General features: G+C 73.0%; 15 protein-coding genes and 2 pseudogenes. 13 read left to right on the forward strand and 4 right to left on the reverse strand.

Annotated features, from left to right (window positions below):
- The first annotated feature begins 613 nt into the window (after positions 1-613).
- The 4 genes and pseudogenes from F0L17_RS25725 to F0L17_RS25740 all read left to right on the forward strand — a co-directional run bounded on the left by F0L17_RS25725 (position 614) and on the right by F0L17_RS25740 (position 4,415).
- Positions 614-2,350 carry a hypothetical protein gene (locus tag F0L17_RS25725; RefSeq protein WP_155072913.1) on the forward strand — a complete coding sequence of 579 codons (1,737 nt, stop codon included), beginning with the start codon at positions 614-616 and terminating at the stop codon, positions 2,348-2,350.
- Positions 2,351-2,561: 211 nt separating this feature from the next.
- Positions 2,562-2,747 (forward strand): annotated as a pseudogene (locus F0L17_RS25730) (IS110 family transposase); the annotation flags it as partial.
- Positions 2,748-3,277: 530 nt separating this feature from the next.
- Positions 3,278-3,856, forward strand: a complete 579-nt coding sequence (locus F0L17_RS25735; protein ID WP_155072914.1) for a sugar O-acetyltransferase — start codon at positions 3,278-3,280, stop codon at positions 3,854-3,856.
- A 13-nt stretch (positions 3,857-3,869) separates the two neighbouring features.
- A complete protein-coding gene (locus F0L17_RS25740; RefSeq protein ID WP_155072915.1) occupies positions 3,870-4,415 on the forward strand; it encodes a TetR/AcrR family transcriptional regulator in 546 nt (181 codons plus the stop codon).
- A gap of 513 nt (positions 4,416-4,928) precedes the next feature.
- On the opposite strand, the gene F0L17_RS25745 is transcribed toward F0L17_RS25740, so the two are convergent.
- Complete coding sequence (locus F0L17_RS25745) at positions 4,929-5,555, reverse strand: TetR/AcrR family transcriptional regulator (protein ID WP_155072916.1); 627 nt, start codon at positions 5,553-5,555, stop codon at positions 4,929-4,931.
- A gap of 106 nt (positions 5,556-5,661) precedes the next feature.
- Here F0L17_RS25745 and F0L17_RS25750 point away from each other — a divergent pair, with 106 nt between their 5' ends.
- The 4 genes from F0L17_RS25750 to F0L17_RS25770 all read left to right on the forward strand — a co-directional run bounded on the left by F0L17_RS25750 (position 5,662) and on the right by F0L17_RS25770 (position 10,077).
- Positions 5,662-6,648, forward strand: coding sequence for an ABC transporter permease (locus tag F0L17_RS25750; protein WP_155072917.1), 987 nt, complete (start codon positions 5,662-5,664; stop codon positions 6,646-6,648).
- Between the two features lie 510 nt (positions 6,649-7,158).
- Positions 7,159-8,100, forward strand: a complete 942-nt coding sequence (locus F0L17_RS25755; protein ID WP_155072918.1) for an SAM-dependent methyltransferase — start codon at positions 7,159-7,161, stop codon at positions 8,098-8,100.
- A 377-nt stretch (positions 8,101-8,477) separates the two neighbouring features.
- Positions 8,478-8,999, forward strand: coding sequence for a hypothetical protein (locus F0L17_RS25765; protein WP_155072920.1), 522 nt, complete (start codon positions 8,478-8,480; stop codon positions 8,997-8,999).
- Between the two features lie 136 nt (positions 9,000-9,135).
- A complete protein-coding gene (locus tag F0L17_RS25770; protein WP_162466694.1) occupies positions 9,136-10,077 on the forward strand; it encodes an acyl-ACP desaturase in 942 nt (313 codons plus the stop codon).
- A gap of 48 nt (positions 10,078-10,125) precedes the next feature.
- On the opposite strand, the gene F0L17_RS25775 is transcribed toward F0L17_RS25770, so the two are convergent.
- The 3 genes from F0L17_RS25775 to F0L17_RS25785 form a co-directional block, all read right to left on the reverse strand.
- Complete coding sequence (locus F0L17_RS25775) at positions 10,126-10,908, reverse strand: alpha/beta fold hydrolase (RefSeq protein ID WP_155072922.1); 783 nt, start codon at positions 10,906-10,908, stop codon at positions 10,126-10,128.
- A gap of 102 nt (positions 10,909-11,010) precedes the next feature.
- Positions 11,011-18,543 (reverse strand): type I polyketide synthase, encoded by a 7,533-nt coding sequence (locus F0L17_RS25780; RefSeq protein WP_155072923.1) that lies wholly within the window; start codon positions 18,541-18,543, stop codon positions 11,011-11,013.
- 59 nt (positions 18,544-18,602) lie between these two features.
- Positions 18,603-19,646 carry an SDR family oxidoreductase gene (locus F0L17_RS25785; RefSeq protein WP_162466695.1) on the reverse strand — a complete coding sequence of 348 codons (1,044 nt, stop codon included), beginning with the start codon at positions 19,644-19,646 and terminating at the stop codon, positions 18,603-18,605.
- 502 nt (positions 19,647-20,148) lie between these two features.
- Between F0L17_RS25785 and F0L17_RS25790 the strand changes: the two genes are divergently transcribed.
- From F0L17_RS25790 to F0L17_RS25805, 5 genes and pseudogenes are all read left to right on the forward strand, one after another.
- Complete coding sequence (locus F0L17_RS25790; RefSeq protein ID WP_162466696.1) at positions 20,149-22,305, forward strand: MMPL family transporter; 2,157 nt, start codon at positions 20,149-20,151, stop codon at positions 22,303-22,305.
- A gap of 101 nt (positions 22,306-22,406) precedes the next feature.
- A pseudogene (locus tag F0L17_RS26875) lies at positions 22,407-22,667 on the forward strand (acyl-CoA-like ligand-binding transcription factor); the annotation flags it as partial.
- A gap of 471 nt (positions 22,668-23,138) precedes the next feature.
- Entirely contained in the window at positions 23,139-23,528 is a 390-nt protein-coding gene (locus F0L17_RS25795; protein WP_202917940.1) for a hypothetical protein, read from the forward strand.
- A gap of 86 nt (positions 23,529-23,614) precedes the next feature.
- Complete coding sequence (locus F0L17_RS25800; RefSeq protein WP_155072926.1) at positions 23,615-23,779, forward strand: hypothetical protein; 165 nt, start codon at positions 23,615-23,617, stop codon at positions 23,777-23,779.
- Positions 23,780-23,827: 48 nt separating this feature from the next.
- Entirely contained in the window at positions 23,828-24,427 is a 600-nt protein-coding gene (locus F0L17_RS25805) for an SMI1/KNR4 family protein (RefSeq protein ID WP_155072927.1), read from the forward strand.
- Positions 24,428-24,994 lie beyond the last annotated feature (567 nt).

Genomic DNA, 24,994 nt, shown 5'->3' on the forward strand with positions numbered 1-24,994 from the left:
GCTGACAGACAGGCGAAGCCCCTGGTAGACGGGTTTTCGACCAAGAAGAACCGTCTCCACCAGAGGCTTCGTGTGCTTGTCCACCCGTCCGGACTGGACGTGTCCACGTTCGCGCTGCTGGACGGCACGCTGCTGCCGACCGATGGGGGCACGGCATCATCGGTGTTCTCACGACGGTCGGCGTCACGTGCTGGGCGGACAAGGGCTACCGAGGCGCCAGGGGCGCGGTCCGCGTCCCGTACCGGGGCCGCTTCACCCAACCCGACTCCAGCGGCCAGGAGACCAACCCTTGCCTCTACGCGAGCGGCGACCCCATCGACAACAACGGCCTCACCGGACCGCTCGGTTTGGCAGACGCCGCAGGAGTGGGACGGAACCGCCTACGCGCCGATGGCCTGGAGGTCGGGCCTTTTGGGCCGTGCACCGTGCGGCGGCGACCTCGACCGCACCGGCAAGCCGAGGACGGCGCGGCCCCGCCCGAGACCCGGGGAGTGGCATCGGCCGAGATGTGATCGCCCAGCGTCGCCGAGGCAGGGGGCACTGCCGTCCGTACCGCGCCGGCGACCCCGTACCCTGACAAGATCGTTCGCGTCCGGTCTTGTGAGGAGTCGCCATGGGACGTCTGCCCGGTCTGCTGGGAGTTCCTCGGCTGCTGCGCCACTACGGTGCGACCGCGGTCGGTCTTCCGGCCGACGACGAGATGGCGTTCGACGCCCCGGAACCGCGTGTGCGGGCGGCCTGTGATGCCTTGCGGCGGGGGCGGTACGCCCCCGCGGAGGAGCTGCTCGCGGTCACCCGCGCGGAGTCCGACTGGGCCACCCGGGCCGATGCCGCCAGGGCGTTCGCGGACACCCTGCTCGACAGCCCCGGCCAACTGGACGACTGGTGTGCACGGAAGTTCCGCGACCGTGATCTGGCTCTTGTCCGCGCCGAGGCGGCCGTCGCACAGGCCTGGTCGGTGCGGACCGGGGCGCGGGCCTCGGAGGTTTCGACCGAGCAGTTCGCCGGTTTCCACGCGCTTCTCGCCGACGCCGTGCCGGTTCTCGAAGAGGCGGTCGCTTTGAACCAGGGGGATCCCACGCCGTGGGTCGCCGTCCTCCGGCACGACACCGGGGCCGCTGCGTCCCGGGCGGAGTTCGAGGACCACCTCGCGAACGCCCTGGCGATGGACCCCCACAACTGGGCCGTCCACGCGCGCGCCGTGCAGTTCCTCGCCGCCAAGTGGTACGGCTCCCACGAGGAGATGTTCGCGTACGCCGAGCGGGTCGCGGCCGCGAGCCCGGAAGGTCACCAGCTGCGCGGGCTGCCGGTCGTGGCACTGTCCGAACTCGTCTTGGACGAACGGCCGGCCGGCGACGCGGCGACCAAGTACGGGCCGATCGGCCAGGACCGTGTGGACGCCGCGATCGCCGCTGCCCGCGCCCTCTCGGCGGCCCGCCCCGTCGGCGATCCGCAACTGGCCCGTGTCCGCAACCACCTGGCCTGGGCGATGATCCGTGACGGCCGGCCGGCCACCGAGATCCTTGACGTCTTCCGGGCCATCGGGCGGCACGTCACCGCCTTCCCGTGGGATTACCTCGACGGGCTGCCGACGTTCCTGGAACTCCGTAAGGGAGTGCGCGCCCAAGTGGCCCGTGAGACCCCGTTCTTCGGCGGCTCGGTGCCTTCGCCGGAGACGGCGACGGCCGCCGTGGACGCGGGCGGCGCCCGCCGGGAGCTCGCCCTGGTGCCTGCGACGGCCACTCAGGTCGCCAAGGCCGTGCTGCTCACCGGCGTCACCTACCGCACGGCGCCGCTCGGCAATGGCATCACCCTCGTCGAGACCGCCCCCTCACAGGAACCGGACACCAGAGGGCGCGGCCGGCGGCGCGGCCTGCGCCGTGCCCTCCTCGGTGAGGGCGGCCTCGAACGGCTCGCCCAGTCGTTCACGACCGGTGAACCCTGGCCCGTGCTCGTCGTGTCCCGGTGCGTCGACCGGTACGGACTGGTTCTGGTGCGTGACCGCAAGGTCTTGATGTCACATTTTTGGCAGGGCCCCGAGGGGATCCCAATCCAGCAGGAGGCCGCCGAGACCGCCGCCGCTCTCACGTCGGCCTTCCCCAAGGCCGACGAGCGCCTCGTCGCTGCCGCGCTGCGCGACCCCGGTACGGACCGCGCCCCGCTCGACGCCACCCTCAAGGCGCTGCGACTGCCGGCGCTGCCCGCGGAGTACGGCGAAGGGTACGAGATTCTGGCCGACATGCCGAAGGCGCGGGTCGTCGCCAAACGCTCCCTGCGCGCCGCCTTGCGGGAGTCGCTGCGCGACGGCCCTTCGGACGCCTCCCGCGAACTGCCGCCGCTGGGTCTGTGACGGCGGGCCGGGACCATGCCGAACGACCCGGGGGACGAGAGCGGACCTTGACGTCCGACTGCCACGCCCCCGGTTGTCGGCCGGGTTTGGAGACAGGCCCGGACGGTGCGGACCACCGGTCACGGCAACCGCACCGCTTCGATCTCCTGCTCCAGCAGTTCTTCCAGGACCTGTTCCGGCAGTCCGCAAGGGCTCCGGCCCCCGGGGCCGGAAGCCGACCGCGAAGTTCGGCGCCGCCCTGGTGATCGTGGACCAGCCCGCCTCCGTCGGCGTCCTGCCGTTGACCGTCGCCCGGGACGCGGGCTGCCAGGTCGCCTACCTGTCCGGGCTCGCGATGCGAGGGATCGCCGACCTCCACCCGGGCGAGGCCAAGGCCGACGCGGAGGACGCGCCCGTGTGACGAGCCGGCCGGTGAACCCTGCCAACGCCGAGGCCGCCGTGAGCCGGCACGCCGAGGACCGCAAGACGATCCGGCACCCCCGAACCGCGCGACCGGACCATCCGGCTCGGCGTCGAGAACCCGTGCCGACGCTTCCGCCACGTCCACGGCGAACCGCGCCGACTCGGACACAGGATCAGTCCGGCCACCGTGCGCCGTCTCCCGCGCGAAGCCGGGCTGGGACCCGCGCCCCGTCGGCAGCCTGCCCGGCGCGAGCGGGCCGCCTTCCTCAAGGCCCAGGGCGAGGGGCGCCCGCCACGGACTTCTCTCACGTTGACATGATCAACCCGCGGCGGCTGTACGCCGTGTTCGTGATGGGGATCCGCACCCGCACCGCGCACACCCCGGGCGTCACCGCCCACCCCACGGCGGCGTGGGCCACGCGGCAGGCCCGCCGGCTGCTGTGGCCTCCCGCCGACCGGAAAGCCCTCCCCCTTGCCGGTCGGCGGGATGTACGAACGTACCTTTCGAAGCGTACGCTCGTACACATGACGGACTACTTCGCCGACGACCCGCGTTCCAACCTGGAACGCATGCTCGCGGGCGACTTCTACATCGCAGAGGACCCCGAGATCGCCGACAGGCAGCACCGCGCGATGCGGCTGGCCGCCCGCTACCAGGCCGTCTACCTGGACGCCCCCGCCGAGGCCCGGTCGACCCTGGAGGAACTGCTCGGCTCCGCGGGCGAGGGGATCGAGGTGCGCCCGCCACTGTTCGTCGACTACGGCAGCAACATCACCATCGGTGCCCGCACCTTCGTCAACTACAACCTCACCGCGCTGGACGTCGCCGCGATCACCATCGGCGAGGACTGCCAGATCGGCCCGAACGTCCAACTCCTCACCCCCACCCACCCCCTGGAGCCCCAGCCCCGACGCGACAAGCTGGAAGCCGCCCTCCCCATCACCATCGGCGACAACGTCTGGCTCGGTGGTGGCGTCATCGTCTGTCCCGGCGTGACCATCGGCGACAACAGCGTCGTCGGCGCCGGCTCGGTCGTCACCAAGAACATCCCCGCCGACGTCGTCGCCGTGGGCGCCCCCGCCCGCCCCGTCCGCGACCTCTGAAAGCCCTTTCCCGATGGCCACCGGACACACCGATCCGCAGCGGCGCGAGCGTATCCTCGCCGCCACCCTCGACCACATCGCCGCCGAGGGCGTCGCCGGCGTCTCCCACCGCAAGATCGCCGCCCGCGCCGGCGTGCCGCTCGGTTCGATGACCTACCACTTCACCGGCATCGACGACCTACTCCGCGAAGCCTTCACCCGCTTCGCCGAGCACATCGTGACGGTGTTCGAACAGCACTTGGTCACCGCAGGCGACACGGAGCAGGCGCGCCAGGCCGTCACCGACCTCGTCCACGCGATCTCCGACGGTCCGCAGCGCGACCTCGTCCTCACGCAGGAGCTCTACACCCTCGCCGCCCGGCGCCCCGAGTACCGCGAACTGACCCGGACGTGGATGGCCCGCAGCCGGGACCTGCTGCGGCGGCACTTCGACGCCGACACCGCCCGCCAGCTCGACGCGCTCATCGAGGGACTCACCCTCCACCGAGCGCTCGACACCGCACCGCACGAACGCGCCCTGACGAGCGAAGCGGTCCGGCGCATCACCACCACCGCCTGAAGGCGGCCATCAAGCAGCCCGCGGGGGCACGAACCTGACAACGTGCCCCCGCGGGCCACATCCGCAAATGGTGTCGGGTTCGCGGGCCGCCGCCTTCCCTCCCGTCCACGAGCGGGGCCGCGAGCCCGACCACCTGCCGACCGCCTTGTTCACGCCACTTCCCATGGTTCATTTCACCGAACCCCCCTTTCATCCTGGGGCGCGAGGACGGAACGAGTTGGTCGAGCACGGCGAAGTGCGAGGTCATCGTGCCTCTGCCGCCCTGCCGCCCTGCCGCCAGGTGGCCTCCCGGGAGCGGGCGCCAGGGCGACCAACGAGGTCAGCGGCCTGGCGGCCTCACGGTAGCGGGGCAGGGCGGGTGGCCCAGGCCCACCATACGCAGGCTGCCACGGCCCGGCGGTGCCAGACCGGGCGATCTCCTGGGGCACCCGAGCCCGCCGACGCCGCTGCTGGTCCTCGGCCCACTCCTCGGGTAGGGACAACCCCCACTCCAGCGGAGACGGGAACGAAGCACTACTGGACGTCGGCGTTCGCCGTCATCAGTGTGTGCAGTCCGTTGCGCAGGATCTCGCTGCTGGCGTCGCCGAACAGGGCCTGCTGGACGATGAATCCCTGTGCCAAGGCCATCAGGGTGCGTACGACGTGGTCGGTGGTGACGTCGGCGGGCAGTCGACCCGCGCGCTGATAGGTCCGGACCAGCTCGCTCCACACCACGTGCATGTCCTCGTACCCCTGCCGGAGGGTGATGGCGAGCGGCTCATTGCGCAAGGATTCACCCCACACCTGCAGGATCAGCTTGGCGAAGGCACCGGTACTCTCGGTGCCCGCCCGGTGCGCCTGCTCTTCCAGCACACGGCTGAGCACGCCGCTGAGCACTTCGTCGAGCGGGCGTGTCGGGGTGTCCCGGGTGGCGCCGGCGAAGGCCTCGCGCATCGAGGTGAACGCCTCGACGGCCACCGCCTGGATCAGCTCCTCTTTGCTGCCGAAGTAGCGGTAGACGGCGCCGGCCGACAGATCCGTCTCCTTGAAGACGTCCTGCATGGACGTGGCGTGGAAGCCGTTGCGGGTGAAGCAGCGGCGGGCGCCGGTGATGATCTGCTGACGCCGGGCGTCGAGGTGTGCCTGGGATACGCGTGCCATGTTCCGCAGGTTAAAACGAACGTTCCTTCTTGACAAGCGGCTCCAGGTCGTCACAGAGTGAGAACGTAAAACGAACGATCCTTCTTTGATCGATTGGGGCCTCCCCATGTCGCACGGACGTAGCATGATCGCCGTCGTCCTCCTGATCCCCACCGTGATCGCGTCCGCTTTGTGGGCCTTCCTGTGGCCCAACGCCCGCCTCGAGCCACGGGACCTGCCACTCGGCGTCGCCGGGCCCGCCCAGGCCACCGCACCGGTCAAGACGCAGCTGGAGCGGCACGACGGCGCTTTCGAGGTGCACACCTACGCGGACGAAGACGCCGCCCGCACCGCCATCGAAGAGCGCGACATCTACGGCGCCGTCGTGGTCACCCGGCAGGGACCGCAACTGCTGACCGCCTCCGCCGCCGGCCCGGCCGTGGCGCAGCTGCTCACCGATGCCGTCGGCGGACAAGACGGCCGGCCCGTGCCGGCCAAGGACGTTGTCCCGCTGCCCAAGGAGGACGCACGAGGCACCGCGCTCGGCTCCAGCGTGTTGCCGATGGCGTTGGCCGGCATCGCCATCGGCGGCGCCGTCACCGCACTCGGCCTGCGCGGTACCCGGGCTGCGACCGCCGTCCTCGGCGCCGCCACCACGATCGGGCTCGTCGCCGCCGGTATCGCGCACAGTTGGCTCGGCGCGCTGGCCGGCAACTGGTGGGCCGAGGCCGGTGCCTTCGCGCTCGTCGTCCTGGCCGGCGGTGCGACGGTCGCAGGTCTGGCGGCGCTGCTCGGCACAGGGGGAATCGGTCTGGGCTCGCTGCTGGTGATGCTGCTCGGCAACCCCTTCTCCGGCGTCTCCACCGCTCCGGAACTCCTGCCCGAGCCGGCCGCCACCCTCGGCCAGTTGCTGCCGCCCGGAGCCGGCGGACAGCTGCTCCGTTCGGTCGCCTACTTCGACGGCAACGCCGTCGGCGGACCTCTGCTCACCCTCGGCGTCTGGGCCCTGCTCGGGCTGTCCCTGATCCGGCTCGGTGAGCCGGTCAAGCGCCGCCGCACCACCGGCGGGCCCGAGCCCGCCGGTGGAGTACGGCCCGCCTCGAGCGTCGCCTGAGGCCGACCGGGCTCCGGGTGCCCGCCCGGCACCGCGACCACGGACACCGGCCGGGGCCAACGCCCCGCGGACGCTGACCGGCCACACACCTTCGCAGCCCGGGAACCAGTCACCGCCGGAAGGAAGCAGCCATGAACGGCCTCGGCACCGCGCTCCTGACGACCGCCGCCTCGCCGCAGGCGCGGAACATCGCCTACGCCGTTGCCGTTGCCTCCGGACCCGCCTTCGGTGGCGCCTCCGCGCTGCCCCGGGCCGTCGCGGTCCGGCCGGCGCCGGACGTCTTCACGCCGCTCACCGCCCTGGCGGTCGTGACCGGCCCGTGCCGTCGGACCGACCAAGCGGCCGGCTTCGCTCCGGCACCCAAGACCTCGCCCCCGGCAGCTGTAGCGGACTGTCGGGGGCGAGCTGCCGGCGCACGGCCTTGAGCAGGCGTGCGCCGGGAGGTTAAGGAATCGCCGCTTCCGCGGCGCCCCTGCGCACTCGCGCGGGTGGCCCGCAGGGAAGCACTCGATGGTGTTCGACAGTTCAGCACGACTTGAATGTTCGTTCTTTTCGCAGGAGGTAGCAGTGGGCAAGGCAGCATCGCAGCAGCCGGAGGGTTCTCGTTCGTTGAGCGGGATCGGTGAGACGTCGCTGGGTGTGGCGGCGTTGCGGGCGAAGGAGAACGACCGTCCCGACCGGCTCTTCGAGGACCCGTACGCGGGGAGGTTCCTCGCCGCGGCCGGTGTCGATCCGGCCAAGTGGTCGGTCGGGCCGGCGACGGGGACGGGGTTCCTCGAGCTGGTGGCCGATCAGGTCGCGGTGCGGACGCGGTTCCTGGACGAGTCGTTGCTGGACGCCGCCGGGGGGCCGTGCGGTCAGGTCGTGCTGCTTGCCTCGGGGATGGACGCACGCCCGTACCGGCTGGACTGGCCGATCGGAACGCGAGTGTTCGAACTCGACTTCGCCGACGTGTTGGGCTTCAAACGGCATGCGCTCGTCGGCAGCGGAGCCGTGCCACGCTGCGAGCACGTGGAGGTGGCGGCGGACCTGCGCGAGGATTGGCCGCAGGCCCTGCGGGAGGCCGGTTTCCAGCCGGACGTACCCACCGCGTGGCTGGTCGAGGGCATTCTGTACGGGTTGCCGCAGGAGGCCGCGGATCTGCTGCTGGAGCGGGTGACCGAGTTGTCCGCGCCGGGCAGCGAGCTGGCCGGCGACCACATCGAGGACTCCGACGTGCTGCGTGCCGCGCGGGGTGCGATCTCGCCGGAGTTGGTGGAGCTCTGGCGGGGCGGGCCCACCGGCGACCTGGACACGTGGCTCGAAGGCCACGGTTGGGAGGCAACGGTGCACGACATCCGAGTGGTCGTCGGGACATTCGGGCGCCCGACGCCGCCGGCCTTCGACCCGACGATCGAGGGCACCGGCCGGGGCTGGCTCGTCACCGCTCGGCTCGGCGGGCAGGAGTCATGACGGCGGCTGGGCGCAGATCGTTCACGAGCGAGTCGGTCACCGAGGGACATCCCGACGAGGGGTGCCACCCGATCGGCGGCGCGGTGCCCAACGCGTTATCGGCGTTCGGTCTGGGGGGCGGCGCTCGCTCTCGCCCCTGACCGCTCGTTCCCACCCCGGGGTGGGTGAGTTCCGCGGACTCGCCGTCCACCGCAACGCGCACGGAATTCCCCCGAGGACGGCCGGGCCTTCGCCGGTTGATCCTTCTCCACGTCCGGCCGGCGAGGCGTTTCGCCCGGAGAGCGGGGACGTGACCCGCGAGGGCATTGATCGTTTACCCGTGTGGGCTGCTGTCCGGGCCCGCTTCGAACATCCCCTCACAGAGAGCAGCTCCTGTCATGACCGTTCATCGTGCTCTCCGGCGCTTTGTCGTCGCCGCCGCCGTGATCCCCGCCACACTGCTGGTGGGGCACTCTCCCGCCCAGGCGGTGGAACTGCCTCCCGCGTGCCAGGCGGCCCTCACGGAGGCCCAGGACAAGTTCCCCGCCCAGCAGTTCACGGTCCCCGACAAGGCCAAGACCGCCATCCTCGACGAGCTGGCCGCGCTCGGCGAGACCGACCAGAAGGCGCTCACCGAGACAGCGTGCGCGGCGTGGAACAAGTGGGCCACCACGAACGGGGCGGCCGTGGCCCGGAATCTGGACACCCGCTACCAGAACACCGACGGCCTGGCGTGCACGAAGTTCACCACCGCGGCTATCGGAGCGCTCAAGAAGTACGCGCCGACCATCCCGGCGGAGACCCGGGGCCTGGAGACCGTGGCCAAAAAGGTGTGGGGCAACGCCATGCGGACGCTCTCCGTCGAAGCCACCAACGCCACCTGCCGGCGGGCGTACGGCAGCGTGAAGGCCGGCTGGTAACGCGCCCTCCCCACCAGCGGCACACGTCCCGCCCCACCGTCGCGCCCACGCGGCCGGGCCGGCTCAGGCACTCACCGCCTTCGTCCGGCCCGGCCTGCGCTCCGTCGCCCGGCGGACACCGCTCTGTGAGGTCCCTGTGTCCGATGATCGCACCCCCGCGAGGATCGGTCTCCTCGCGGCCCTCGAACCGGTCGTTGCACGCCTGCTCGACCGTCACCTCGCCGCTGCCAAACCCTGGTTTCCGCACGCCTACGTGCCGTGGAGCGAAGCCACCGACTACGACGGCCCCCTGGATGGCGAGCCGTGGCGACTCGGCCAGTCCACGATGTCGGCGGCCGTGCGGGACTCCTTCACCGTCAGTCTGCTGACGGAGGACAACCTCCCCAGCTACCACCACGAGATCGCCACCGTCTTCGGTCGGGACGGCGCCTGGGGAACGTGGGTGCACCGCTGGACGGCGGAGGAGGACCGGCACGCCTACGCCCTGCGCAGCTACCTGCACGCCCGCCGCGCCCTCGACCCGGTCCGCCTGGAGGAGCAGCGCATGGAGCACCTGTCGCGTGGCTTCGACAGCGGCCGGCCCGGTGTGCTGCACAGCCTGGCCTACGTCACCGTCCAGGAGATGGCCACCCGGGAGGCCCACCGCAATACCGGCAAGGCCTGCGGGGATCCTCTCGGCGAGCAGCTGACCGCCCGTATCGCAGCAGACGAGAACCTGCACATGCTGTTCTACCGCGACCTGTACCGGGCGGCGATCGACCTCGACCCGGACGCCGCGATCACCGCCCTGGCCGACGTCATCTGCGACTTCCGCATGCCCGGGGCCACACTGCCCGGGTTCCGGGAACGGTCCCTGCGGATCGCCGCGGCCGGCATCTACAACCTCGACGTCCACCGCGAGCACGTCCTGCTGCCCTTGCTGCGCACCCTCGGCGTCTGGGGGCGCACCGACCTCACCGCCACGGGCGACCAGGCACGCGAACGCATCGGGCTGCACCTGGAGCAGGTGCAGCGGAACGCCGCCCGGTTCCGCTCGGTCTTCGCGCGGATGAACCCGGACGGCGCCGTCGACGCCTGACCGGCTTTCCCACCCGGTGCCCGCCGTCCCCGAACCGGCAGCGACCGCTCAGGGGAGGCGGGCCGGACCGAGCGCACCGCGCAGATCCCGGGCGAGGTTCTGCGCGACCTCCGGCCATCGGTCGTCGATGTAGAAGTGCCGCCCGGGATAGACACGGTGGCGGACGCGGCCGCCGCTCAGCTCGGACCAGGTACGGGTCGCCTCCTGCGGAACGACGGGATCCTGGCGGCCGCCGAACACGCTGATCGGGCAGTCCAGCGGGGCCTCCTCCCGGTACCGGTAACGCAGGTAGACGCTCACCTCGCGCTTGAGAACCGCGTTCGCGCCGGACGCGTGCAGCGCCCGCTGACCGGCCAGCTCCCGGAGCAGGGGCATCAGACGGTGGAGCGGACGCGTCCTCAGCTCGGCGGTCAACAGGTGCCACTCGTGCGGTGGCGGGGTGGCGGAGACCCCGAGCAGCACCGGCCGGGGCAGGCCCCGGCGTCTGAGGTGACGGGTCGCCTCGAAGGCGAGCAACCCTCCGCCACAGTGGCCGAAGAAGGCGAATGGCCGGCCGGCCGCGTCCCGGTCGACCTCCTCCGCCAGCCGGCGGGCCAGCTCCGGCACGTCGCGCACCGCGGGTTCGCGCAGGCGCCGTCCGTGTCCGGGCAGCTCGACGGGGCACGGCTCCACCCAGTCGGGCAGTTCGGGTACCAGGGGCAGGAAGAAGTCGGCGGACCCACCCAGGAAGGGCAGGCAGTACAGGCGTACCTCGGCGCCGGGGCGGCGTACGGCAGCCGCGGTCCAGGGGGAGAGGGCCGTGGCGGGCCGGGTGCCGTCGTATGGGGTCACCGGGACTGTCCTCGTGATCGGTGAGAGGGGGCCGGCCCCTCGGGGTGAAGGCCCGGCCCGGTGCCCGCGGCCGCCTGTGTCGGCGCGGGCACCGGGCCTCGGTCACGGCCGTGCGGACGGTGCCGCGGCCTGCCGGGGGCCTGCCTGCTGGGCCGGCAACGAGCCGACGGCGCTCCGGGCGGACTGCTGCCTGAGGACCAGATCGGCCAGTGCCGTGAGACTGGGGTTGGCCATCGCCTCGATGGCAGGAATCTCGCAGTCGAAGTGGCGCTGCACCAGGACCGCGAGCTCGGCGGCCATCAGGGAGTCCATCCCCAGGTCGCCCAGCGGCCGTTCCATCGGCACCCGTTCCGGAGCGGTCTGCAGGACGGTGGCGGCCAGCTCGGCCAGTGCCCGCAGCGCCAGGTCGCGGGCCTCCCGCGGCGCCAGGACGGCCAGCTGCCGGCGCAGGTCGTCGCCGCTGTGCCCGGCCACATCCTGCGCCGGCGCCAGGACCAGGCTCAGCCTGGGAGAGTCCGCGGCCGGGCAGAACGAGCGCAGCGCCTCCCACGTCATGCGGCCCACGGCGACGACCTCGGCCGGTTCCGTGAGGAGCCGGCCCAGGCGTGCGTGCGCCTCACGAGGCGTCAGCAGGCCCATGCCCTTGCTCTCCAGCATCCCGGTCAGTTCCAGCCGCGCCACGTAACCGGCCTCGTCGATGCCGCCCCACTGCACGACCAGCGCGGCCTCCCCCCGCCGACGGCGAGCCCGGGCGAGGGACTCCAAAGCAACGTTGGCACCGACGTACGGGGCCTGGTGGGGGTTGCCGATGAGCGCGGCGGCCGAGGAGTACATGACGAACAGGTCCAGCTGCCTGCCACGGGTCAGCTCGTCGAGAACCAGCGCCCCGCCGACCTTCGGGGCCAACACCGCCGCCAGACGTGCGTCGTCCAAGTCGGTGAGAGGGGCATCGTCCAGGTGCATCGCGGCGTGCACGACACCGCGCACCGGATGCCCGTGGCCGTCGGCGTCGGCGAAGACGGTGCGCATCGCCTCGACGTCGGCCGCGTCAGCGGCGTACGCCGTGACCCGCACCCCCCGGTCGCGCAGCTTCCGCAGCATCTCGGGAGCCCCCGGCGTCCGCTCTCCCCGACGTCCGACCAGGGCGAGGTGGCGGGCGCCGCGCTCGGCCAGCCAGCACGCGGTGGCCGCGCCGAATCCCCCGAGTCCGCCGGTCACCAGGTAGGTGCCCTCCGGATCGGGCGAGTGCTGCGCGGGGTGCGGGGTGAGGGACGGGGGCTCGTCGAAGGTGAGGACGAGCTTGCCGATGTGGTGCGAGTGCCGAAGCAGCCGGAACGCCTCCGCGGCCTCGTCGGCGGGCCGCACCCAGTGCGGCACCGGCCGGAGCGTGCCGTCGGCGATGCCCTCGGCGAGCCGGCCGACGTGGTGCCCTGCCCCGTCCGGATCCTGCAGGACCATCTCGTTGAGGTCCACGGCGGAGAAGGTCAAGGCCCGCTGGAACGGTCCCAGCAGCAGGCGCTCGTTGGCGGCGAGGTCCCGTTTGCCGAGTTCCACGAAGTGACCGCCGGGCTTGAGCAGTTCCAGGCTGCGGGTGACGGCCTCTCCGCTGAGCGAGTTCAGGACCACGTCCACACCGCGCCCGCCGGTGGCCTCGAGAACCTGCTCGGCGAAATCCAGGGTGCGCGAGTCGGCGACGAGGCCGACGCCGAGCAGCCGCAGCAGGTTCCTCTTGTGTTCCGTGCCCGCGGTCGCGATGACGCGGGCACCGACCCGCTGGGCGTACTGGACGGCGGCGAGACCCACGCCGCCGGCGGCCGCGTGGACGAGGACGGTCTGCCCCCGGCTCAGCCGGGCGACGTGACCGAGGCCGTACTGGGCGGTGAGGAAGGCGAGCGGGATCGTGGCCGCCGCGGTGAGGTCCATCCCCTCGGGGACCCGGCACACGGCCCGCGCGTCGACGGTCAGGTGCGAGCGCAGGGCGCCGCGGAACAGGGCGCAGACGCGGTCGCCGGGGGCGAAGGAGGACACCTGGTCGCCGACAGCGGTGACGATTCCGGCGCACTCGTAGCCGACGGGGTGTTCGCGGCTGCCGTCGGCGGTGGGCTGCGGCGGGAGCACGGCCTGTGCCTGGAGGACGTCGCGGTAGTTGAGACCGGCCGCACGGACTTCGAGGGACACCTCGCCGGGGCCGGGCGGCGCGGGCGGCGGGGCGGGCCGCCACACCAGGTCGAAGGCCGGGCCCGGCCTTCGGACGTGGAGGGCGTAGCCGCCCGGCTCCGGCGGGGCGCACGGCGCGGGCGCGGGCGCGGCCGGGCGGTCGGTCACGCGCGCCACGAACCGGCCGTGCCGAGTGGTGACGATCTCGTCCTCGTCTCCGGGGTCCAGCAGTTCGGCCGCGATGCGCCGCACGGCCTCCGCGCCGCCGGCGTAGTCCGCGGCGAGTCGCCGCACCGTGATCCGGGCGTGTTCGTTGGCGAGGGAGCGTGCCGCGCCCCAGGCCGCGGCGGCGGGGACGGCCGCGGGCTCGGGCGCGGGCGTGGCACCGGCCGCCGGCGCCACCAGCCACAGCGAGCGGGAGACGTCCGAGGGCAGGCGGGACAGCAGGGCCGACGCGTTCCGCAGCATCGCCGTGTACCGCACGGAGCGGGCGGTGACCTCGCGGGCGGTGGGCGCCGCGGTACCCGGGCGCGGGGTGCCCGAGTCGGTGACCAGGACGACGGTGACCGCGGACGCGTCCGGGCCGCCGCCGGGCAGCAGGCCCGCCCGGATTCCGGGGCCGGCGTCCGGCCCGATCCGGCACACCCTGCCACCGGCCACCTCCAAGAGCGCGGCCAGCCCGGCCGACACGTCGCACCCCGGTTCCCCGACGACGATCCAGGCGGAGTCCTCGGGCACCCGCGGCAGCGGCTCCGCCCCGATGGCACCGGGGCGGGGCGCGCGCCGCGCGCTGAGCACGGAGGCCACCCGCTCCAGCCCGCCACCGACGTCGGCGTGTGTCACGTCGCCGAAGCCGGTCTCCTTGAGCAACTCACGCCAGCGCTCCCGCGGCAGCAGCGGGGTGCGGGGGCGTTCGGTGAGGTCGGTGCGGGTCCAGAAGCTCTTCAGGACTCCGAACACCAGGGCGCAGGCCGCCGTGTCGTGCGTCTCCTGCACCAACAGGTGGCCGTCGTCCGCGAGGAGGAACGACAACCTGCCCAGGGTGCTCCGCACGTCCTCGGTGGCGTGCAGGACGTTGGAGGCGATGACGACGTCGAAAGAGCCCTCCGCGCAGCCCTGCTCCTGCGGGTCGCGGTTGAGGTCCAGCACCCGGTACTCGACGAAGTCGTGGGCGGCGAGCCGTCCCCGTGCCCGGGGGAAGAAGGATTCGGAGACGTCGGTGAAGACGTACCGGGTGCGCTCGCGCGGCAAGTGAGGCACCACCGCCCGCGTGGTGGCGCCGGTGCCGGCACCCACCTCCAGCACACGCAGCGGGCGGTCGGCGGGCCACGCCCCGACCAGGGCGCGCACTTCGGACCGCATGGCGCGGTGGGCGGCCTCGGATTGGAACGAGGAGGTGTACAGCTCCTCGGTCAGGTACCGGCCGGACTCGGAGAACAGCAGCTCCAGCGGATCACAGCGTCCCGTCAGGACGTCCGGCAGCCGCTGACCGCACATGCCGTACGCGGCCAGCTCGGGACCGCGCCGCAAGGGGCCGGTCGCCAGGGCGCGCACGGTCTCCTCGGGGCGGCCGGGGGAGAGGACCCGGCAGGCGCCCCCGGCGCGGAAGGCGTCGGTGCCCGCCACGAGACCGTACTCCTCGGCCACCTCCAGCAGGACGCCGAGCAGGGGTTCGTACTCGGGCAGGACACCGGCGCCGCTCAGCTCGGCCCACGTGAGGCGTGTCCTGCCCGGCAGCACCTCCTCGACGGCGCGGACCGCGAAGTGCGCTGTCACGCGCTTGAGCGCGTCCGTGAGTTCCAGCCCCCGGCTCGTCTCGGCTTCGGAGAGGAGCACCTCGACCGGGGCCGCGGCCGCCGCCCCGCCGGCCCGCGGGTGGGGCAGCGGGGCGGCGGCCGCGACGTGGCCCGGACGCGGGGCGGCGCGCAGTTCGGTGACGCACTCGCTGACCGACGGCTCGGCGCCGGTGTCGAAGCGGCGCAGCCGGCAGCCGAGGAGTTCCAGGCACACGGTGCCGTCCTCGTCGGCGACGGTGACATCCCAGACGACTTCGGCGGCGGTGGCGGACCGCCCACGCACCCGGACACGGCCGGTGGCGGCCGGCGGCCGCCAGAGGCGGACGGTGTCGACGGCCGCCGGCAGGAAGGCCGCCCCGTCCATCCCGTCCAGCAGCACGGCGCCCGCCTGGAGAGCACCGTCGAGGAGCGCGGGGTGCGCCAGGTAGTCCGCGGTGTCGAGGTGGTCGGCCCGGTAGCGGGCCACCGACTCCCGGCCGTCGGTGCGGACGTACTCGAGGACGCGGAAGCAGGGCCCGTAGTCCAGCCCGCTGCGGCGGGCCCGGCGGTACACCTCGTCCGCCGCGGCGCTCCGCGGGAAGTTCCGGTGCGGCGCGTCACCGAGTCCTTCGGGGGCGCGACCGAGCAGACGCCGGACCCGGCCGCGGGCGTGGGGCCGCCAGGGCTGCCCGGGTCCGCCGGCCCGGCTCGCCACGCGCACCACCCCGTCCTCGTCGGACACGGAGGTGTGCAACCAGACGTTCAGGTCCGGGTCGTCCCAGGGCAGAGTGAGCGGCTGGAAGGCCAGCGCGGTGACCTCCAGCGGCCCGTCGAGGACCCGCCTGCCGGCCGCCAGGACCGCCTCGACGTACCCGGCGGCCGGCATCAGCACCGCGCCGGACACCTTGTGGTCGGCCAGCCACGGCAGCCGGACCGGGTCGAGACGCTGGTGCCAGCCCGGTTCCAGGGCCGCGGCCCGCTCGCCGAGCAGGGGGTGGTCGAGGACTCCGCTCCCGCAGGTACGGGTCCATGACGCGGCCGACGGCAACGGGTGCCTCTCGCGTTGCCAGGCGTACGGTGGCAACTCGGTGACCCTTCCGGGCACGGGGAAGAACGCAGACCAGTCCCCGGCCCCTGCGGCCAGGACGCCGCCCACGGTCTCCTCCAGCGCCTCCGGGCCCGGCCCGTGGCGACGCAGGGTGGGCAGGACCGCGGCCGGCACCCGCGCCGTCTCCGCGGCCCGGCGCAGATAGGCCGTCAGCACCGGGTGGGGGCCGACCTCGACCAGTGCCCCGCAGCCTCCCTCCACCGCGGCGGCGACGGCGTCGGCGAACAGTACGGGTCGCCGCAGGTTGCGCCACCAGTATCCGGCGTCCAGGCCCGTGCCGTCCTGCGCGTGCTGGAGCCGGCCGGTGACGGTGGAGGCGAACGGCAGCCGCAGCGCGCCCGGGCGCAGATCGGCCAGCGCCGCCTTCACGGGCTGGGCGAGCGGGTCCATGTGCCGACTGTGGAAGGCGTAGTCCAGGTCCAGCGGCCGGAAGAACACGTCACGGTCGGCGAGGTGGTGACCCAGTTCCGTCAGGGCCGTCTCGTCACCGCTGACGGTGACGTCGCGCACGCTGTTGACGGCGGCGATCTCCAGCTTCCCGCCGTACGGCAGGAGCAGGGCGCGGGCCTCCCGCTCGGGCATGCCCAGTACTGCCATGCGGCCGCTGCCGGCGGTGGTGCCCTGCAGCCGGCTGCGCTCGGCGACCACCCGTGCGGCGGCGGGCAGGTCCAGCGCCCCCGCGACGCAGGCGGCGGCGATCTCGCCGACGCTGTGCCCGAGGACCACGTCCGGGCGCACCCCCTGTTCGGCCAGCGCGGCCACGAGGCCCATCTGCAGGGCGAACAGAGCCGGTTGCGCGATCTCTGTGCGCTCCATGCGCGAGTTCCCGCCCGGCGCGGCCAACTCCCGGGCCACCGACCAGCCGAGCAGCGGGGCCAGCGCGGCGTCCACCTCCGTCACGGCGGCGCGGAAGGCGGGCACCGCGGCCATGAGGTCGGCGCCCATGCCGTGCCACTGCGACCCGTTGCCCGAGAAGGCGAACACCACCTTGCTGCTCGCGGACCGGTCGGTGACGGGCGGGGGCGGTACGGCCGGGGAGGCCGCCCGGTCCCGGAGCCTGTCGGCGGCCTGTTCCGGGGTGCGGGCCAGCACCACCGCGCGGTGCGGGTGCAGATGCCGTCGGCGGCAGGCGGTCCAGGCGGTGTCGTAGAAGGAGTCCGGTCCGACGGTCTCCAGATGGTCCGCCATCCGGTGCACGGCGGTCGTCAGGGCGTCCTCGGTGCGGGCCGAGACCAGCACGGGCAGCACCGAGCTCTCCGGCCGGGCGGCCGCGGTCCGCGTCGGGAGGGGATCGGGCGCCGCTTCCAGCAGGACGTGCGCGTTCGCGCCACCGAAGCCGGCGGAGCTGACCCCCACCACGCCGCGGCCCGCACAGGACGGGACCGGCCTGGCGGTGACGGCCGGCTCCAGCCCGAGCCCGGCGAAGTCGATGTCGGTGGCCGGCGGTTCGGCGTGCAGGCTTGCGGGGACGCGTCCATGGCGCAGCACCAGGCACGCTTTGAGCAGGCCGGGCATGCCCGACGCCGCCTCCAGGTGCCCCAGGTTGCTCTTGACCGAGCCGATGGGCAGCGGCCCCCGGGTGCGGGCCGTGGCGAGGGCCCGTCCGACGGCCCGGCACTCGGCGCGGTCCCCGGCCCGCGTGCCGGTGCCGTGAGCCTCGAAGTACACCAGTTCGTCCGGAGACACCCCGGCGTCCCGGTAGAGCGTGCGCAGCAGTTCTTCCTGCGCCTCACTGCTGGGCAGGGCCATCCCCTGGGTGTGTCCGTCACTGTTGACGCCGGTCGCCCGGATCACCGCGTGCACCCGGTCGCCGTCGGCGAGCGCGTCGGCGAGCGGTTTGAGGACGACCAGTGCCCCGCCCTCCGCCCGTACGAAACCGTCGGCGTCGGCGGAGAAGGTCCGGCACCGGCCGGTCGGGGACAGCATCGACGCCTTGGCGAACCCGACGTAGGGGTGGGGGTCGAGCAGCAGGCCGATGCCGCCCGCGAAGGCCATGCGGCTGCGACCGGTGCGCAGCGCCTCGCACGCCTGGTGCACCGCCGTGAGGGCCGACGAGCACGCGGTGTCGACGGTCATGCTCGGGCCCCGCAGGTCGAAGACGTGCGACAACCGGTTGGAGACGATGGAGTTGGCTCCACCGGTCATGGTGTAGGGGCCCGTCTCGTCCGGCACGGTACCCATCAGAGCCAGCGCGGACGAACCCGCGCAGCCGACGAACACGGCGGTGTCCGTCCCCGCGATCCGGTCGGTGTCCAGCCCGGCGTCGTCCAGCGCCTCGACCGCCATTTCCAGCAGCAGTCGCTGCTGCGGGTCCATGTGGGCGGCCTCGCGAGGCGAAATGCCGAAGTAGGAGGCGTCGAACCGGTCGTAGTCCTGGAGGAACCCGCCGGCGACGGTGTACGTCTTGCCGGGCCGGCGGGGGTCCCGGTCGAGGTACCGGGAGGCGTCGAAGCGGTCCGGAGGGGCCTCGGTGATCAGGTCCCGGCCCTCGCTCAGGGCCGTCCACAGACCGTTCAGGGAGGTGATGCCCCCGGGAAGGCGACAGGCGGCCCCGACGAGGGCGATCGGCATGTCGTGCCCGGGGGAAGGCGGCATGGGCAAAACGGTCTCCTTGGGGTGGTGGGGGAGCGGGGGCGCCTCAGGCAACGGGCCGGTCAGCCCAGGGCTGCCGCGAGGTAGTCCCGGTCGACGACGGGCCGGTCGGGGCAGGCGAGGCCGAGCCGGGCCAGGTTGTCGTCCTCGTAGGTGCGGGAGAAGGACAGCCAGCACGCGTACGCCGGCAGCGCGAGGCGCACGTCGATCGAGCCGGGCGAGGAACGCCAGGTGGTGTCCACGGGGACGCCGAAGTGGTCGCCGAGGGCCGCGATCACCTCGTCCACGGGCAGGTCGCGGGAATTGACGACGTGGCAGACGCGCGGCCGGTCCCCGCCCTGCCGCGCGGCGGCCTCCGTCATCACGTACGCGGCGTGCTCGACCGGCAGGACGTTCGTGCGGGCGCCCTCGGGCACCGGCAGCGTCACCGGCCCCGGATGCCGGCGGAGCACGGCGCCCACCTGCTCCGCCAGCAGTTGGAGGGGATGGCGGGGGCGGTCGGGGTGCGCGGGACGGCGGGTGGCCAGGCAGCTCGGGCGGAAGACCAGTGCCCGGCCACCGTGTTCGGACACCCAGCGGTGCACGAGTCTCTCACCCTCGAACTTCGACTGTTCGTAAGGGGTGTTGAAGCCGAAGGAGGCGTCCAACTCCTTCTCCTCGACGACCCCGTCGGGCCGGGCTCCTGCCACGGCGACCGTGCTGACGTGGCACAGCAGCGGTGCCCGCTCACCGGCCGTCAGAAGACGCAGCACATGCCGTGTCCCGTCGACGTTCGTGCGCCGCGCCCGCGGAAGGTCCGAAGCGAAGGAGATGTCGCCGGCACAGTGCCACAGGACGTCGATCCGGTCCGCCAGCCGCAGGAAGCGCTCGCGTCCCAACCCCAGGAAACCGTCCTCCAACACGATCTCCAGCGTCTCCACGCGCGTACGCGCCACCCGCAGTTCCTCCGCGCCCGCGCCGCACGCCCGCAGGAACCGCTCCACGCGCACGGGCGCCGGCAGCGGGTGCCGACGTGCGAGCAGCAGCAGCCGCCTCCCACGCGCCAGCGCTTCTCGCACCAGGTGCAGGCCGAGGAGCCCGGTGGCACCGGTGATCGCTGTCAGCACGCACGCTCCCGTGCTCCGGCATCCGTCCGGCCGGTGACGGGAACGCACCCGACCGCCGGCGTCCGCGCCGGACGCGAACGGGATGCCGGGAAGGACATCGCACGCATCACGCGTCGGACCGTAGCCGATCGGCTGCACGCCGTGATGCCCGACGGAGGTGTTCACCCTCCGGGGCGACCTCTCACACCGGCACACCGGCAGGTGTCACCGCCAACGGCGACGTTCTTCGGTGGCCACTGGACTTCCCGGGCTCGGACGGATGCCCGCGGGCTCCTCCGTCCGCCCCGAACCGACGGTCGCGCCCCGGATCCGTCGTCAACGCACCTGTTTCCCGTATCACCCCTTCGAGTCGTCGTCGTGGAGCCCCCCGACGGGCCGAAGGGCTTGTGCCGCCCGGCCGGTGGCGGCCCCCGCCGCGAGACGGACGTCCAAGCGCCCGGAACGTCCCTGTTCGCCTGTGGTAGCCAAGGGCCCTCGACAGCGACGGAGAGGGGAGGCGCGGGTGCGCCGAATCGGAGCCATCGTGGTGCGGTACCGGTACGCCGTGATGACCGTGTGGCTGGTGCTGGTCGTCGCGAGCCTGGCCGTCCTCACCTCCCTGCCCCGGATGCTGCAACCACCGGACATCACAGTCGACCGGTCCGCCTCGGCCGCCGCGTCCGAGTTGATCGCCGAGCGGTTCCCGGACATCGGCACCCGGCAGGTGATGCTGGCGTTCACGTCCCGCTCGCTGCGGGCCGACGACCCGGTGTACCGGCACACCACCCGGGCCGTCACCTCCGCGATGTCGCAGCACGCGCGGGTGGGAGCCGCCCTGCCGGTTCCCCGCACCGAAGGCCGACACCCTCGCCACGCGTACGTGATGCTCGGCGTGACCGGTGCGACGGACACCGTCCGCCAGGTGCTGCCGGAACTGGGCGCACAGGCGGAAGAGATCGCCCACGACCGCTCGGGCGGCGCGGTGTCCGTCGCCCTGGTCGGCCTGGACCCGGTCCTGTCCGAGTTGGCCCGTACCACCACAGAGGACCTGCGGTCAGCCGAGACGTACGCCGTGCCCGCGGCGGCCCTCCTGCTGGCCGTGGGACTCGGCTCCGCGGGGGCCGCCGCGCTGGTCCTGCTGCTCGCCGGCACCGCGATCGTCATCAGCCTCGGCGTGTTGACGCTGACCGGGCTGTTCTCCCACGGCGTGGACGCGACCGCGGTGGCCGTGGTCGCCACCGTCGGCCTCGGCGTGGGCCTGGACTACGCCCTGCTGGTGACGCTGCGCCACCGTCGGCGCCGGGCAGTGGGCCTGCCCCCGGGTCCGGCCGCCGAGCGGGCCACCGTCACCGCCGGGGCCACGGTCGCCCTGGCGGGCACGGCCGTCGTCACGACCGCCGTCGGCCTGTTGCTGACGGACATCGCCTACATGCGGACCCTGGCGCTCGCCGCCGTGCTGGCCGCGTCGACCGCGACACTTGCCGCGCTCACCCTCATGCCGGCGTTGCTCGCCTCCTGCGACCGGGTCCTGGAATGGGGGCCGATGCCCTGGGCACGGCCGGGACGGCGCCGTCCGAAGCCCGGCCCCACCGCCTGGGAGCGCTGGACCGGCCACCTACTGCGGTACCCGGGACGCTACGCCACGGCCGCGGTGCTGCTCCTGCTGCTTGCCGCGACCCCGGTGCTCGGGCTGCGTACGGTGCTGCACTTCGACCGGGCGGTCCTGTCCGGGACCACACTCGGTGACGGGCTGGCCCGGATGGAGGACGACCGGATCGCGAGCCTTACGCTGGTCGCGCTGCCGCACCCGAAGGGCGCCGGGCCGGTCGACACCCAGCCCCTGATCACCGAACTGCGTGAAGACCCGCGGGTGTCCATCGCCATCGCGCTCGACAACGGCCGCGACCTGACGCTGCTGCTGATCGGCGAGAGCCAGGCGCCGGACACCGCCGCAGCGGCGGCCCTCCAGCGTCACTTGCGCGAGGACTTGGTGCCACGCCTGCTGCCGGCCGGGCAGTCCGTGCGGATCGCCGGCCCGGCCGCGACCGTCCACGACCTGACGTCCGAGGTCGACGACCAGGTGGGCCTGGTACTGGTGGTGATCTGCTGCGGCACCTTCGTGCTGACCTTCCTGGCCTTCCGGTCGATCGTCGTGCCGCTCAAGGCGATCGCCATGAACCTGCTCTGTATCGCCGCCGCCTTCGGGATGCTCGCCCTGGCGGCTCCTGTACTCGGATACCCCGCGGTCAACCCGCTGCTCCCGCTGATCGTGCTCACCCTGGTGTTCGGCCTGTCCATGGACTACGAGGTCTTCCTCGTCCACCGCATCGCCGAGCACTACCGGATCCACGGCGACAACGCCGCGGCCGTCCTGCACGGCCTGCGTCGGACCGCGTTGCCCATCAGCCTGGCCGCGGGGGTACTCGTGGTGAGCCTCACCGGCCTCCTCGGCACCCACCGCCAAGACCTGCGTCAGATCGGCTTCGTGGTGATGACCGCCGTCGTGCTGGACGCCACCGTCGTCCGCATGGTGCTGGCGCCCGCCCTGATGCGGCTCATGGGGCGCGCCAACTGGTGGCTGCCCGGTCGGCTCGGACGCCTGCTGCCCGCCCGCAACGGTGAGGTGCGTCTTCCCGCACAGGCGGGTGCCGCCCCCGTGGCCGACCGCCCTCGGGTCTGACCCGTGCCGGCCCTCCGGGGGCCCGACGCCGGGCGTCACCCACTGAGCGACTCTGTCGAGGATCTTGAAGTTCCGCGGACAAGAGTGCCGGCGACAAGGACGCCCTCCTGGTCCGCGCCCGGCTCATCCCGACCACACCGGCCCTCCTCGCCCGGGTCTGGGAGAACCGGTACGCCACCGAGCGACTGTTCGCGGAAGCCCTCGCCGCCCGCCGGCCGGAAGTCGACGCCCTGCGCGTCCGTGTCCTGTCCGCGGCCGCACCGGCCGCACTGAACACCGCTCTCGCCCTGTGGGTGGACGGCCAGGGCGCCGAAGACCTGCCGGCCCCGGTGGACCGGGCGTTCCGGGCTCTGCGCGGCTGAACCGGCGGAAACGACACGGCGGAGGACCGACTCTCCCCTTCCCGGCCGACGGCGGCTCCGTCCGGTGAGCAGGACGGCGAACCAGCCGGGCGGGGAGACGGGCGTCATCCCCTTCCACCGTGGCATACCGGCGCCCATCGCCGGGCGGCAGGGCGAGATGGCGGGGCGCCTCTGCCGGCCGGGACGTGGCCCGCGCAGGTGAACGCGACGGCATAGCCGGCGGCCGTGCCGAGGACGGCGAGGACGTTCCGGCCGACTGTCACGGGGCGGGGTGACGATCGTGTCGGCGAAGCCGCGCCGACCCCCGTGGAGCCAAGAATTTCGCCGTGTTTCCGACTGTCCCCGTCCGGCAGGACGGGGCAGTCTGTCCCCGTGTCGCCTCGGAGGCGGCACGCCCGTTCCCGCCCCGTGGTTGCGGGGACGGCGCCACAGGGCCGGCGGGGAGCCGGTCATGACCAGCAGGAGGAGAACATGGCCACACCGGCGGTACGGCTCGCGTCACGGCCCTTGTCCCGCGATGGTCGGCGCCGCCGCGGGCGCCTCACCCGGCGGGCCGTCGTCGGTTCCGTCCTGGCCTCGGTCACCGTGCTGCTCCTGGGCCTCTCCACGCCCGCCCACGCCGGAGGGCCTTACGTCTGGGCCCCGGCCGGCAGTATCGGCAAGCGGCTGACGATCTGTGCCCAGGATCTCGGGGTCAGGCACTCGAAGGGAGGGACGCCCTTCGCCCACCTGACGAGCGGGCAGACCTTCACCGTCGAGCACGTCGATCTGGAGTTCGGCAGTGAGTGGGTCTACGGCTTCGCCTGGGGCAACGTCAACGCCCGGGGTTACGTCCAGAACGGCTGGTTCTGCAACAGCTGACGGCACCGGCCGACACGCCGACTTCCGGAACTTCCCTGGGCGGACTCCGTCGACGGTGATGTGCCGCACTGGCGTACGCCCCCGAGGTGCCCGAGTTCCGGACCGCGATGGTGAGCGGCCGGAACGACGACTGGTACGAGTTCGACGGCGGCCTCACCGAGTACCCGACCGGTTTGATCGCGGGGATTGCCAAGCCGTACAGTCTGCCGCCCGACCTCCCCGGGTTGGCGCCGAGCGTGCCCGTCGGCTGAGGGGCGGGCCGCGGGGGTCGGCAGGCAGGGGGAGAGCGAGGACGAGGAATGGGTGTTCCGGAAGTGGCGCGCGATGCCGGGCTGAGCGGGCCGCGCCGCTACCGCGTGGACTGGCAACGCGTCGAGGCGTCGCTCGGTACCCGGCTGCCGGCGGATTACCGGGAGTATGTGTACTGGTTCGGTCCGGGAGCCTTCGACGACTACCTGCACGTGTGCGTTCCCGGCGTGGAGAACGGTGGCGTGGAGCTGGGGGCTCAGCTGGCCAGGGAGCACCAGGGGCGGCGACGGAGGGCGCAGATCAACCGCCGGTACAAGCCGCCGTTTCCGCTCTTTCCGGAGCCGGGCGGGTGGTTGCCGTTCGCGTTCACCACCGGCGGTGACGTCTTGTACTGGGTGACGTCGGGTGCGGATCCGGACCGTTGGACGGTGGCCGGGCGCCCCGGCCGGGGCAGTGACCTGGGGTATTTCGCGGGCGGGTTCGCGGATTTCCTGCGCGAGTTCGTCCACGACACGATCGAGTTGCACATCATCGCCGAGACCGAGAGCGAGGTGCCGATCGCCTTCGAACCGGATACCGGTGCGTGGCTGGGTGAGCCGGCAAAGCGGCTGGAGCCGTACGGGGCCTTCGAGGAGGCTCCGGAGGGCTGATCGCCGCCGACCCCGGTCCGGCCGACCATTGTCCCAGGATGCTCACCGTGTTGGCGTAGACGAGTCGGTGCCGGCCGGGGACGCGCAGTTCGGCCAGACCGTGGTGAGGCCCCGTTCGGTGATTTCTGTGCGGTGCGGGTCGTCGCCGGGGGCGGAACGAATCCGGTCCGTGTAGTCCCCTCGATAGGGCAGTGGGTTGTCCTCTTCTCCTGCAACAACGCGGACACCCGTCCGTGGCGGCGGTGGTTTCCACGCTCGAAGACACCGGTGCGGTCACGGAGGGGAGGGTGGCCTGTCAGGGGGACGGTGGAGGCTGCTTCCACGGACCGGGATTCGATGATCATGGCGACTCGCCGACGACGGTGGCTTCGACGGTCCGCTTCAAGCCCTCGGGCTGCGCACTGACGCCGTCGGTCGAGCTGATGCCGGCGGCCGATTCCCAACGGGAGGCCCGCAGTCAGCGCAGTCGGAGCTGTTCCCGTCCCGGCCCGGATCGCTCTGCCGGACCTCGTCGGATCGGTCGGCTCCCAACCGTGCGCAGTGCGGCGAACCGACGAATATTTGGAC

It is taken from the genome of Streptomyces taklimakanensis, assembly GCF_009709575.1.
Lineage (GTDB): Bacteria > Actinomycetota > Actinomycetes > Streptomycetales > Streptomycetaceae > Streptomyces > Streptomyces taklimakanensis.